Annotated in this window: 10 protein-coding genes; 6 read left to right on the forward strand and 4 right to left on the reverse strand. The window is 63.6% G+C overall.

The features are described 5' to 3' along the window. Positions 1-61: 61 nt before the first annotated feature. Positions 62-2509 (reverse strand): EAL domain-containing protein, encoded by a 2448-nt coding sequence (locus X730_RS152585; protein WP_023804538.1) that lies wholly within the window; start codon positions 2507-2509, stop codon positions 62-64. 473 nt (positions 2510-2982) lie between these two features. Between X730_RS152585 and ugpB the strand changes: the two genes are divergently transcribed. The 4 genes from ugpB to X730_RS152565 all read left to right on the forward strand — a co-directional run bounded on the left by ugpB (position 2983) and on the right by X730_RS152565 (position 7176). After that, the gene (gene ugpB / locus X730_RS152580; protein WP_023826260.1) at positions 2983-4293 is read left to right on the forward strand and encodes a sn-glycerol-3-phosphate ABC transporter substrate-binding protein UgpB; all 1311 of its coding nucleotides are present in this window, start codon (positions 2983-2985) and stop codon (positions 4291-4293) included. Between the two features lie 71 nt (positions 4294-4364). Beyond that, positions 4365-5249 (forward strand): sn-glycerol-3-phosphate ABC transporter permease UgpA, encoded by an 885-nt coding sequence (gene ugpA / locus X730_RS152575; RefSeq protein ID WP_023685330.1) that lies wholly within the window; start codon positions 4365-4367, stop codon positions 5247-5249. Positions 5250-5258: 9 nt separating this feature from the next. Further along, the gene (gene ugpE, locus X730_RS152570) at positions 5259-6107 is read left to right on the forward strand and encodes a sn-glycerol-3-phosphate ABC transporter permease UgpE (RefSeq protein ID WP_023698704.1); all 849 of its coding nucleotides are present in this window, start codon (positions 5259-5261) and stop codon (positions 6105-6107) included. A gap of 7 nt (positions 6108-6114) precedes the next feature. After that, positions 6115-7176, forward strand: coding sequence for a sn-glycerol-3-phosphate import ATP-binding protein UgpC (locus X730_RS152565; RefSeq protein WP_023742882.1), 1062 nt, complete (start codon positions 6115-6117; stop codon positions 7174-7176). A gap of 35 nt (positions 7177-7211) precedes the next feature. On the opposite strand, the gene X730_RS152560 is transcribed toward X730_RS152565, so the two are convergent. From X730_RS152560 to X730_RS152550, 3 genes are all read right to left on the reverse strand, one after another. Beyond that, positions 7212-8294: an ABC transporter ATP-binding protein gene (locus X730_RS152560; RefSeq protein WP_023826261.1), complete on the reverse strand. Its 1083-nt coding sequence runs from the start codon at positions 8292-8294 to the stop codon at positions 7212-7214. Continuing rightward, the gene (locus X730_RS152555) at positions 8291-9862 is read right to left on the reverse strand and encodes an iron ABC transporter permease (RefSeq protein WP_023826262.1); all 1572 of its coding nucleotides are present in this window, start codon (positions 9860-9862) and stop codon (positions 8291-8293) included. The genes X730_RS152560 and X730_RS152555 overlap by 4 nt, the downstream gene beginning before the upstream one ends. Before the next feature lie 154 nt (positions 9863-10016). Next, the gene (locus tag X730_RS152550; RefSeq protein ID WP_023685327.1) at positions 10017-11024 is read right to left on the reverse strand and encodes an iron ABC transporter substrate-binding protein; all 1008 of its coding nucleotides are present in this window, start codon (positions 11022-11024) and stop codon (positions 10017-10019) included. Positions 11025-11228: 204 nt separating this feature from the next. On the opposite strand from X730_RS152550, the gene X730_RS152545 reads away from it, so the two are divergent. Together X730_RS152545 and X730_RS152540 are read left to right on the forward strand one after the other, a co-directional pair. Beyond that, positions 11229-11780, forward strand: coding sequence for a sigma-70 family RNA polymerase sigma factor (locus tag X730_RS152545; RefSeq protein ID WP_023671665.1), 552 nt, complete (start codon positions 11229-11231; stop codon positions 11778-11780). Between the two features lies 1 nt (position 11781). Then, positions 11782-12420 carry an NrsF family protein gene (locus X730_RS152540; protein ID WP_023671666.1) on the forward strand — a complete coding sequence of 213 codons (639 nt, stop codon included), beginning with the start codon at positions 11782-11784 and terminating at the stop codon, positions 12418-12420. The last annotated feature ends 172 nt before the right edge of the window (positions 12421-12592 follow it).

Below are 12592 nucleotides of genomic sequence, written 5' to 3' on the forward strand. Positions count from 1 at the left end.
ACTTTTTTGTTTCGACGCAATTTCGGACGGAAAACCGTTTCACACTTTTCCTGAAATTGCTCTAGGCTGAGCGCAGGGCCGCCGCCGGCGGCAGCATCAAGATGCTGCCGCCGCGTTGTTTGACGCTGGCGTCGTCGTGTGCCGCCGGCGCCGCGACGCCGGTCAGTTCGCTGAACGCCTCGATCGGGCTCGGCCGGCCTAGATAGTAGCCCTGGCCGATCTCGCAGGCCTCGGCGTCGAGGAATTTCAGCTCGCCCAGCGTCTCGACGCCCTCGGCCAGAACCGGCAGGCCGAGACCGCGGCCAAGCCCCAGAACGGCGCGCACGATGGCTGCCACCTGGCCGTTGCTGTCGACTGATTTGATGAATGAGCCGTCGATCTTGATCTTGTCGAAGGGGAAGGCGCGGAGATTGGACAGCGAGGAGTAGCCGGTGCCGAAATCGTCCATCGCCACACGCACGCCAAGCGCCTTCACCTGGCGCAAGGTCGCCAGCGCGCGCGGCATGTCCTTGACCAGCGCCGTTTCGGTGATCTCGAGTTCGAGCCTGCCGGGCGTCAGGCCGGAGCCGAGCAGGACTTCATGCACCTTGCGGCTGAAATTCGGATTGTGGAGCTGCACCGCCGAGACATTGACCGCGACGGTGAGAGGGTTCTTCCAGCGCGCTGCCTCGGCGCAGGCCGTCGCCAGCACCCATTCGCCGATCTGGATGATGACGCCGCTGTCTTCGGCCACCGGGATGAAGGTCGCCGGCGACACGTCGCCGCGCTGTGGATGGCGCCAGCGGATCAGCGCTTCGAACCCAACCATCCGCCCGCTGCTGATCTCCTTTTGTGGCTGGTAGACGAGGCGAAACTCATCGCGCGCCATGGCCTGGCGCAGTTCGTGCTCCATCACGCGCCGGTCTCGCGCCTCGGCGCCCATCGAGGCCTCGAAGTAACGGTAGGTGTCCTTGCCCTCGGCCTTGGCGCGGTAGAGCGCGGTGTCGGCGTGGCTGACCAGGAGTGTCGGCTCATCGGCGTCGAGCGGATAAAGTGCAATGCCGATGCTGGCCGACACCAGCCCGCCACCGACCGACAGCCGGTTTTCCTCGCGCATGGCCGCCAGCACCGCCTCGGCGATGCGGCCGGCCGCCTGCGGATCGGGAAGGTTCGGAGCGATGATGGCGAACTCGTCGCCGCCGAGACGCGCCAGCATCTGTCCGTGGCGGAGCACGGCGGAGGCGCACAGCGCCACCTTCTGCAGCATGGCATCGCCGGCGCCATGCCCGAACAGGTCGTTCACTTCCTTGAAGCGGTCGAGGTCGAGCAGCAGCAGCGCAAGATGCCCACCCTTGCCGCCGCGGTCCATTGCGGCAATTTCGGCCTCGAGCCGGCCGGAGAAACTGCGGCGGTTGGGGAGCCCGGTCAGCGGGTCGAAATGGGCGAGGCGCAGGATCTCCTGCTCGGCCTTCCTGCGTTCGCGGATGTCGCGCACGGCGACCACGCTGTGCCGCTTGCCGCAATAGTCGATGCTTCTAGCGATAAGTTCGACGGGGATGGTGGCGCCGTCATGGGCTCTGAGTTCGGCTTCCTGTGCCTGTCCGCTGCAGTCGGACATGCCGGCCGCGGTGCGTTCGCCGAAGAGGTCGCCAAGCAGCATCGCGTTCAGCACTTCCGGCGCAATGCCGGTGAGTGCCGCGATGCTGTCATTGGCGCTGACGATGCGGGCGCCGTCGCAGACGATCAGCCCCTCGACGGCGGCGTTGGCGAGGCCGTGCATGCGCTCTGCCTCGAGCTTGTGACGACGGAAACGCAGGTCGATCCACAATGCTGCGGCTGAAAGCACCAGGATAGCCATGCTGACTGCAGCGGCGGCGAAGGCCTGCGACACCGGTTCGACCGTGAACTGCGATATCTCGATGGAGGAGTCCGGGAAGATCGACACCGCGCCCATCGCGATGAAGTGCAGGCTGCAGATCGCCAGCGTCAACAGGATGGCGGCGGCGATTGTGGCCTGCATGGACGGCCGTCGCAACACGACCAGCAGCGCCAGCGCGGCGAGGGTGACGCCTGTCAGCACCGAGACGCCGACCAGCAGCGGGTTCCAGACGATGCGCCCTTCGACCTCGAAGGCGGCCATGCCGATATAGTGCATGGCGGCGATACCGGCGCCGAGGACCGCGCCGCCGACCAGAGGGTAGTCGATGCCCCGGCGCAAGGTGGCGATCCACATGCCCGCGGCGGTCAGGGCGACGGAACCGGCGAGCGAAAGCGCCGACATTTCCGTATTGTAGGCGTTGGGGATTCCGGGAGAAAAGGCAAGCATTGCGATGAAATGCGTCGCCCAGATACCGAAGCCGGTGGAAGTGGCTGCTATCATCAGCCAGGTATAGCGGTTGCGCTCGCTCGAGCGGTCGACATGGCGAAGCAGGTTGACCGCCGAGAAGGAAGAAATACCGCAAATGAGCGCTGCCAGTGCGACCAGTCTCAGATCGTGCTCATGCACGATACAATTATAGACCGTCAGCATCTCGCCCCACCTGCTCTCCCACAGCAATCAAGCCGTCCACTTGATTAGTATGTCGCGCTTGACGAAGAATCGGTTATGCGAGCTACAACTACAGCGGGTTTTTCGGGTTGTACCTTGCGGCGATCCTGTCTCATTCCAGACAGGGTCACAGCAGCGCTTGGCGCGATGCCGCTCTACCATCTCGATCTGGCCGAGCGCCGGTATGGCGGCCGCATGGTACAGGTGCGTGGCGCTGTCACGGGGGCCCTTCATGCATCGCCGGCGGTCGGCGATCGTCGCAGGCCCACCGCGCCCATGTATCGCTGAGCCGGCTTGGCATTTCTCTCTGTCCTCGTTGCAGAGCGAGGGGGCGCGAAGTTAGCCGGGTATGAAATTCACGAAACAGCAACAAATCCGTTGTCCGATTGTCATCAGCGACACATATTGCCTTTGCGGGAGTGCCCCTTTCGCCAATGACAAACGGGAGATGAAACATGAAGTTGTTCGGCTTTGCGGCCGGTGTTGCCGCCACCTTGACCCTGCTTTCCACCACCTCCGCCTTCGCCGCCACCCAGATCAGTTGGTGGCATGCCATGACCGGCGCGAATGCCGAGGTGGTCGACAAGATCGCCAAGGATTTCAATGCCAGCCAGAGCGACTATGAAATTCTCCCTGTTTTCAAGGGCACCTATCCCGAAACGCTGAATGCCGGCATCGCTGCCTATCGTGCGGGGCAAGCGCCCGACATCATCCAGGTGTTCGACGTGGGTACCGGCGTCATGATGGCAGCCGAAGGTGCGATCAAACCGGTGGCCGATGTGCTAACCAGCGCCGGCGTGACCTTCGACAAGAGCCAGTATTTGCCCGGCATCGTCGGTTACTATTCGAAGCCGGACGGGACCATGCTGTCCTTCCCCTATAATTCCTCGTCGCCCATCCTCTACTACAACAAGGATATTTTCCAGAAGGCCGGGCTTGATGTGAACAACCCGCCAAAGACTTGGAACGAGGTGTGGGAAGCCGCCAAGAAGATCAAGGCGAGCGGCGCCGCTTCCTGCGGCTATACCTCGACGTGGTTGACCTGGATCCACCTTGAGGCCTTCGCGGCCTGGAACGACGTTTCCTATGGCACCAACCAGAACGGACTTGCCGGAACCGACGTCGAGCTCAAGATCAATGCGCCGATCTTCGTCAATCATTTCCAGGCGCTCGCCGACATGGCCAAGGATGGCACCTTCAAATATGGCGGCCGTACCTCCGAAGCCAAGCAGATCTTTCTTGCCGGCGAATGCGGCATCTTCACCGAATCGTCGGGGGGTCTCGGTGACATCGTCAAGTCGGGCATGAACTACGGCATCGGCCAGCTTCCCTATGATAGTGACGCCAAGGGCGCGCCCCAGAACACCACGCCGGGCGGCGCCAGCCTGTGGGTGTTCGGCAACAAATCGGACGAGGAATACAAGGGCGTCGCGGCGTTCTTCTCCTACCTCTCCAAGACCGAAGTGCAGGAGTATCTGCACCAGAAGTCGGGTTATCTGCCGGTGACGCTCGCTGCCTATGAAGCGACCAAGAAGTCCGGCTTCTATGACAAGAATCCGGGCCGTGAGACGCCGATCCTGCAGATGCTGGGCAAGGCGCCGACCGAGAACTCGAAGGGCGTGCGCCTCGTCAACCTGCCGCAGGTGCGCGACATCGAGAACGAGGAGTTCGAGAAGATGCTGGCCGGCCAGCAGACTGCGCAGCAGGCGCTCGACAACGCGGTCGCACGCGGCAACAAGGCGATTCAGGAAGCGATCGGAAATTGAAGCGATTTGTCAGTTGAACCTCGTCCACGCGGACCCGCGTGGACGACTTCCTGAACAGCGAAGGATCCACACTGTCTCCACGCGTCGTCTTTCCCAACAAGACCCTGCCTTACCTGCTGGTGGCGCCGCAACTCGCCATTACGCTGATCTTTTTCTACTGGCCGACGGGGCAGGCGCTCTACCAGTCGATGCTTAGGGAAGACCCGTTCGGGCTGAAGAGCAAGTTCGTCGGGCTCGCCAATTTTCGCAAGGTGCTGGCCGACCCGGCCTACCTCAACTCGATCAAAGTTACGCTGGTGTTCTCTCTGGCGACCGCGATGGTCGCCATGGGTGTGGCCCTGTTGCTTGCCGTCATGGCCGAGAAGGTGGTGCGCGGCAAAGGCCTTTATCGCACGCTGCTGATCTGGCCGTATGCGGTGGCGCCGGCGATTGCCGGCATGTTGTGGCTGTTTCTGTTCAACCCCTCGATCGGTTCGCTGGCCTACGCCTTGAGAGGTCTCGGCATTGCCTGGGATCCTTTGCTTAACGGCAACCAAGCCATGATCCTGCTGGTGTCTGCGGCTGCCTGGAAGCAGATCAGCTACAATTTCCTGTTCTTCGTCGCCGGGCTGCAGGCGGTGCCGAAGACGTTGATAGAGGCGGCGGCCATGGACGGCGCCGGGGAGACGAAGCGCTTCTGGACCATCGTCTTCCCGCTGCTCGCGCCGACGACCTTCTTCCTGCTGGTCGTCAACACGGTCTATGCGCTGTTCGACACTTTCGGTATCGTCCATGCCGTCACCGGCGGCGGGCCGGGCAAGGCCACCGAGACGCTGGTCTACAAGGTCTACAATGACGGTTTCGTCAATTTGATCCTCGGCGATTCGGCCGCGCAGTCGGTCATCCTGATGGTCATCGTCATCTCACTCACGGCCATCCAGTTCCGCTATGTGGAACGCAAAGTCCACTACGGTTGAGCGCGAGCGATGATTGGTCAGTCCCCGCTTCGCGCCCTCATCGCCCACGCCGTGCTCATCCTGGGCATCCTGATCGTCGCTTTCCCGATCTACTACACCTTCGTTGCCTCCACGCAGACGCTGCAGACCATCCTCAAGCCGCCATTGCCTCTTTTGCCCGGCGACCAGGTCTGGAATAATTACAGCGAGGCGCTGTTCGGCGGTGTCGGCCGCATCGGCGGCGTCAGTGTCGGCCGATTGCTGCTCAACACCACGATCATGGCGCTCGGCATCGCGGTGGGGAAGATTTTCATCTCGATCCTTTCGGCCTATGCGATCGTGTTCTTCCGTTTTCCGCTTCGGATGGTCTTCTTCTGGCTGATCTTCATCACACTGATGCTTCCCGTCGAGGTGCGCATCCTGCCGACCTACAAGGTGATGGTCGATCTCGGCATGATCGACACCTATGCCGGCCTGATCATTCCGCTGATCGCCTCGGCCACCGCCACGCTTCTGTTTCGCCAGTTCTTCATGACCATCCCAGGTGAGTTGGTGGAAGCGGCGCGTGTCGACGGCGCCGGACCATGGCGCTTCTTTTTCGACATCCTGCTGCCGCTGTCGCGCACCAACATCGCAGCACTGTTCGTCATCCTCTTCATCTATGGCTGGACGCAGTACCTGTGGCCGCTGCTCGTCACCAACAGCAACGACATGAACACCATCGTCATCGCACTTAGAAAGATGGTCTCCTTCGCCGATGCCGATACCCAATGGCATCTGGTCATGGTCACCGCGATGCTGGCCATACTGCCGCCGATCCTGATCGTGGTGCTGATGCAACGCTGGTTCGTGCGCGGACTTGTCGATTCCGAAAAGTGAGAAGCCGATGGCGACCGTCGATCTGAAGGATGTGAAGAAAGTCTATCCCGGCGGCGTCGAGGCGGTGAGGGGTGTCTCGATCGCCATTCCCGACAAGGAGCTTTGCGTGCTGGTTGGGCCGTCCGGCTGCGGCAAGTCCACGCTGCTGCGGATGATCGCCGGGCTTGAGACCATTTCTTCCGGCACCGTCGCCATCGACGGCAAGATCGTCAACACGATCGGTCCGACCGAGCGCGACATCGCCATGGTGTTCCAGAACTATGCGCTCTATCCACATATGAAGGTCTACGACAACATGGCCTACGGGTTGCGCAACCGGGGTACTCCCAAGGACGAGATCGACAGCAGGGTTCGCTCGACCGCCAAGGTGCTGGAGCTCACGGCGCTGCTCGACCGGCGCCCGCGCGAGCTTTCCGGCGGCCAGCGCCAGCGCGTGGCCATGGGTCGCGCAATCGTGCGCAATCCAAAAGTCTTCCTGTTCGACGAACCGCTTTCCAACCTCGACGCCAAACTGCGCGGCCAGATGCGGGTCGAAATCAAGAATTTGCAGCGCTCGCTCGGTGTCACCTCGGTCTACGTCACCCACGACCAGCTTGAGGCGATGACGCTGGCCGATATTCTCGTCGTCATGAATGGCGGGTTGGTCGAGCAGACGGGCGCGCCGCTCGACATCTACGAGAAGCCGGCATCGACCTTCGTCGCCTCCTTCATCGGAGCGCCGCCGATGAACCTTCTGCCTCTTTCGCAAGGACCGGCTGGTCCGGCGCTGACCGACGGCAAGACGGTTGACTTCGCGCCTACGAACGCCGCCACGCTTGGCTTCCGCCCTGAGGATGCCGACGTCACCTTCAGTGCCGAGGCATCATCCGGCGCGCTTATTCTGCCTGCGGCGGTCGAGGCGGTCGAACCTGTGGGAGCCGAAAGCTTTCTTCACTGTGCCGCCGGCGGCAACCGCATCGTCGTGCGTGTGGCCGGCCGCGCCACGGCCAAACCCGGCGATCAACTGCGCGTCGTGGCCAGGGCCGAGAAGCTGCATTGGTTCGACAATGCTGGGAAACGAGTCGATTGACGCAGCCGCTCGCGCCAATCCGACGCATCGGCAGTTCAGGCGAAGACATGCGCCTTGCCGGAAACTGTCAGGCGCACGATCTCGCCGACGGAAGGCGCGTCGATTCCCGGCTTGCGTAAGGTCAGCGGTGTGCTGCCGATCGCCGCGGCGTCCGGCGGATCGGGGTTGTTCAACAGCCGCACGGCAATGGTGCACATCGAGCCTGCGAATTCCGAGTCCGTCACCTCGGCGAATATCGTGCCCGCAGGACCCGACATGCCTTCGCGCGACGTGCGCTTTACCTGCACCTGCTCCGGTCGCAGCATGATGCGGGCGATGTCGCGCCGCTCCTTCGAGTCGACGGCTATGCGACCAAGCGAGGAGGTGGCGAAGCCGCCTGAAATCTTTGCCGGCAAGATGATGGCGTCGCCAAGAAACTCGGCAACCATGCGGTCTTTCGGCTGCAGATAGAGTTCTCGCGGTGTGCCGATCTGAGAGAACTTTCCGTCGCGCATGACCGCCACCTGGCTGGCGAAGGACAGCGCCTCGGCCTGGTCGTGGGTGACCAGGATGGTGGTGATGCCGGCGGCTTCGAGTAGTTCGGCGACCGCCTTGCGCATCGAGGCGCGCAGACCGGTGTCGAGCGCCGAGAACGGTTCGTCGAGAAGCATCAGCCTGGGCTTCATCGCCATGGCGCGGGCCAGCGCCACGCGCTGCTGCTGGCCGCCGGAGAGCTGGTGCGGGCGGCGCTTGAGGATCGCCTTGTCCAGCCCGACGGTATAGGCGAGCTCGGCGATGCGCTCGGCGCGCTGGTCCTCGCCGCGGGCCATGCCAAAGCCGATATTGTCGCCGATGCTGAGATGCGGGAACAGGGCGCCGTCCTGCGCCACCAGGCCGATGCCGCGGCGGTGCGCCGGCACCGCTTGGCCGCCATTGGCCAGCACCTCGCCGTCGAGCACGACGCGGCCCTGGTCGGGCGCCTCGAAGCCGGCGATCAGCCGCAGCAACGTCGTCTTGCCGCAGCCGGACGGGCCGACGATCGCGGTGCGACTGCCGCTTGCGGCGCTGAGCTCGATGCCGGCAAGGGCTGCGACCGGGCCGTAGTGCTTGGTGAGGCCACTGATTTCGAGAAAGCTCATCGCCCGGCCATCCGTTTCGACTGGACATAGAGCAGCCAGGTCAGCGGCAGCGACATCGTCACCATGATGAAGGCGTAAGGGGCGGCCGACGCATAGTCGATCTCGCCGCTATAGGACCAGAACGCCATGGCCAGCGTGCGCGTGCCGTTGGGCGCCAGCATCTGGGTGGCGGTCAGCTCGTTCATGATGCCGAGCGCGACCAGCGCCATGCCGGCCGCAGCCCCCGGCGCCGACAGTCGAATCGTTGTCGACCAAAGCGCCTTCAGCGGCGGCCGGCCAAGGCTGGCGGCGGCGCGTTCGAGCTCGACCGGCGCCTGTGCGATCGAGGCTCTGAGGCTGATCAAGGCGCGCGGCAGGAACATCAGGGCATAGGCGACCAGGATTGTGAACAGCGTCTGGTAGAGCGGCATGGCGATGCGCACGGTAATGGTGACCAAGGCCAGCGCGATGACCACGCCGGGCAGCGAACCGACAATGTAGTTGCAGCCTTCGAGCAGCCGCTGCAGCGGTCCCGGCGCGCGGATCGAGATCCAGGCCATCGGCATGGCGGCGATGGTCGCAAGCAAGGCGCCGGCCAGCGCCAGGAACAGCGTCTGGCCCAGCGCCAGGCCGATCTCGTCCAAACGCCAGACATCGGCCCCGCCGGCGACCAGCCAGCGGCCGACGGTTACGAAGGGCACGCCGATGGCGAGCAGCGTGGTGACGGTAGGCAGAGCCAGGCAGGGCAGGGTGGCGCGACCGAGCCTGGTGCGCTGCCGGTGGCGCGCGGCACCCGAGCCTACGCGGGCATAGCGTTCCTCGCCGCGCACCAGCACCTCCAGCGCGAGCAGCACGAAGCAGCATGTCACCAGGACACCGGCCAGCATGTTGGCGGCTGGGCCGTTGAAGGTCGACTGGAACTGGTCGACGATCGCGGTGGTGAAAGTGTCGAAGCGGATGAAGACATAGAGGCCGTATTCGGCCAGCAGATGAAGTCCAACCAGCAGCGCACCGCCGCAAATGGCGAGCCTGAGCTGCGGCAGCACGACGCGCCAAAACACGCGCCATGGTCCGAGGCCAAGCGCTGCGGCCGCATCTTCCAGGGCGGGATCCAGCCGGCGCAATGCGGCCGCTAGTGGCAGATAGAGGAACGGGAAATAGGCAAGGACCGACACCAGCACGCCGGCCCACAGGCCGTGCAGCCCCGGCACCAGGGTAATCCAGGCATAAGAGTGCACGAAGGCGGGGATGGCGAGCGGCGCGACCGACAGCCAGGCCCACAGGCGGGCGCCGGGCAGGTCGCTGCGCTCGGTCAGCCATGCCAGCGTCACCGACAGCACGGTGGCGATCGGCACGGTGAGCGCCACCAGAAGCACGGTGTTGACCAGAAGTTCGCCGACGCGCGGCCGGAAGACCAGGGCCGAAGCAGTGTCCCAGCCGATCTGCACACCGATCCAGATGATGAACGCCAGCGGCAGCAGCGACAGCAGCGAGACAACTATGGCGGCAAGCGCGATCCAGGACATGGGCTTCCGGCGGGACCGCCCGACTGTCTGGCCTGAACGTGCGAGATCGACCGCAGTTTGCATCAGCTCGACCGCGCCACTGCCGCCGGGGCGGGGGCGCCGCAGGCGCGGCCGGAAACGCAATGTGTTGTCATGGACAATGCCATCTCGAAAACAGAGCGCTCCTGCGGAAAGTCCGGCAGGAGCGCAATCGTTGCCCTTTTAGGACGAACCCAGCCTAAAGCAAGCCGGCTGCCGTCATCAGGTCCGTCACCTTTTTGGAGTTCAGTGTCGCCGGATCGACCTTCGGCGCCTGCAGGTCGGCCAGCGGCACCAGCTTGGGATTGGACTGCGCGTCCTTGCCGATAGCGTATTCGAAGGACGTGCCGGTCTTCAGCACGTCCTGGCCGCCTTTCCCGGTCACCCATTTGAGGAACGCCTGGGCTTCCTTCGGGTGTTTGCTCGAGGCGAGCACGCCGCCGCCGGAGATCGAGACGAAAGCGCCGGGATCCTGGTTCTTGAAATAATGCAGTTCGACGTTCTTGCTGTTTTCGCCGGTCTTTGCCTGATCGCCGAAATAGTAATAGTGGTAGATGATTCCGCCTTCGATCTCGCCGGCATTGACCGCCTTCATCACCGTGCCGTTGCCCTTGTAGGCGGTGAAATTCTCCTTCATGGCCTTCAGCCAGTCGGCGGTTGCGGCTTCGCCCTTGAGCTCGAGCAACGCGCTGACGATGGCCTGAAAATCGGCGCCGGAAGGCGAGGCTGCCCAGCGGCCTTTCCAGCTCGGATCGGCGAGATCGAGCATCGATTTGGGCAGCTTTTCGGCCGTGAGCTTGGTTTTGTTGTAGGCAAAGACGGTGCTGCGCGCCGCGACACCCACCCATCTGCCGCTGCTCGGCTGGAATTCGGCCGGGACTTGCGCCAGCGTGTCGGCGTCGACCGGCGCGAAAAGGCCCGCCGCTTCGACCAGGGTCATCGCCGGCGAGTTTTCGGTCAGGAACACGTCGGCCGGCGAAGAAGCGCCCTCGGCGACGATCTGGTTGGAGAAATCGCTGTCGCCGCCATTGCGCAGCGTGACCTTGATGCCGGTTTCCTTGGTGAAACCTTCGACCCATTCCTTGGCCAGGCTCTCATGCTGGGCGTTGTAGACGATGATGCCGGCATCCGCGGCCATCGCCGGCCCGGCGATCATGCTCACGGCCAGCGCTGTGGCCCCCGCTAGGGTGGAGAGCGTGTATCTCATGGCGTCATCCTCAGTCTCGGTGGTTCTGGTTTCGCAGGCTGCACCTATCGATACCTGACAGCAGTAGTCAACATTGCTCGGCTGCTTCAATCGGTCGCCGCTCCCGCAAACTTTCGTGATTTTGCGGCACTTTGGCTTGGACATCATTTCGCCGGACACGTAACAAATCGGTGCCGAGGCGCGAAGATCGGGGAGTGAACTCTTGTGAGCGGCAAGGATGAGGCCGAGCTTTCCCGGCTGATGCGGGCCGCGATCGCGGGAGATGAAAGGGCCTACGCCGACTTTTTGCACCGGATCGCCGCGCTGGTTCGCGGCTTTGCGAGGCGCAAGATCGTACAGGGCGGGGTCGATCCCGAGGATGTCGTGCAGGAAACCTTGCTGGCCATTCATGTGAAACGGCATACCTGGCGCCAGGACGCGCCGGTGTTGCCATGGATCTATGCGATAGCCCGCTTCAAGCTGATCGATGCTTTCCGGCGGCGCGGACGGCGCATCGAAATCGAGATCGACGAGATCGCCGAGACCTTTGCCGAGCCGGAAACCGAGACCGTCAGCGAACGCGACATCAACCGGGCGCTGGACGGACTGCCGGCTGCGCAGCGTTCCGTCGTTTCTTCGATCTCGGTCGACGGCCGCTCCATCGGCGAGACGGCGGCCAGGCTCGGCGTCAGCGAGACGGCGGTGCGGGTGTCGCTGCATCGCGGGCTTGCCGCGATCGCCAAGCGATTTGGGCAGGGGCGCTTCGGGCGGCAGTGACATGAGGACGGAGGATCTCATCAAGGCACTCGACGCCGACACAAGCAGCAAGGCGATGCCGCTGCGCTCGGCCTGGTTGATGGCGGCGGCAGCCGCGGCGGTGATCGCGGCTCTGGTCTTCTTTCTCACCATCGGCCCGCGTCCCGACATCATGACCGCCATGCACACGATGCGGTTCCTGGCGAAGTTCGTGTTCACCATCGTGCTCGCCGTCACCGCCTTTGGCCTGGTCCGGGCGTTGTCGACGCCGGGCGCTTCGACGGCAAGAGCCGCGGCCTGGATGCTGGCGGCGCCGCTGCTGGTGGCCGTGGCGGTGGCTCTCGAACTGTTCATGGTGCCGGAGCCGATGTGGAGCACGCGCATGGTCGGCTCCAACATGATGATCTGCATGGGCTTCATCCCGCTGATCGGAATCGGCCCGCTTGCCGTCTTCCTGTGGATGCTGCGCTATGGAGCGCCGACGCGGCCGGTGTTGGCCGGGGCGGTCGCGGGACTGCTCGCCGGCGGCCTGGCGGCGACCTTCTACGCCGCGCACTGCTTCGACGATTCTCCGCTTTTCGTCGCCACCTGGTACACGCTCGCCATCGCCGTCCTCGCCGGTCTGGGCGCGCTCGGGGGACGGTTCTTCGTGCGCTGGTGACCGGGCCGTCCAAGATCGCCCAATAATCACCGATCCTTAATCATGCCGGGAATTGTTTGCGGGTTCACCGTGTTGCCGGTGGCTCCGGCGCAACCTTTCCTTAAAATCGATCATCCAGTGTTTTTTGCAGAAATGTGTTGCGCATGGGATGGCATGCACAGTGATGCGACGA

The sequence above is a fragment of the Mesorhizobium sp. L103C131B0 genome, assembly GCF_000502275.1.
Lineage (GTDB): Bacteria > Pseudomonadota > Alphaproteobacteria > Rhizobiales > Rhizobiaceae > Mesorhizobium.

Coding starts and splice junctions, on each gene's coding strand:
- X730_RS152585 (WP_023804538.1), bottom strand. CDS start 2,509: ATGCTGACGGTCTATAATTGTATCGTGCATGAGCACGATCTGAGACTG.
- ugpB (WP_023826260.1), top strand. CDS start 2,983: ATGAAGTTGTTCGGCTTTGCGGCCGGTGTTGCCGCCACCTTGACCCTG.
- ugpE (WP_023698704.1), top strand. CDS start 5,259: ATGATTGGTCAGTCCCCGCTTCGCGCCCTCATCGCCCACGCCGTGCTC.
- X730_RS152565 (WP_023742882.1), top strand. CDS start 6,115: ATGGCGACCGTCGATCTGAAGGATGTGAAGAAAGTCTATCCCGGCGGC.
- X730_RS152560 (WP_023826261.1), bottom strand. CDS start 8,294: ATGAGCTTTCTCGAAATCAGTGGCCTCACCAAGCACTACGGCCCGGTC.
- X730_RS152555 (WP_023826262.1), bottom strand. CDS start 9,862: ATGCAAACTGCGGTCGATCTCGCACGTTCAGGCCAGACAGTCGGGCGG.
- X730_RS152550 (WP_023685327.1), bottom strand. CDS start 11,024: ATGAGATACACGCTCTCCACCCTAGCGGGGGCCACAGCGCTGGCCGTG.
- X730_RS152540 (WP_023671666.1), top strand. CDS start 11,782: ATGAGGACGGAGGATCTCATCAAGGCACTCGACGCCGACACAAGCAGC.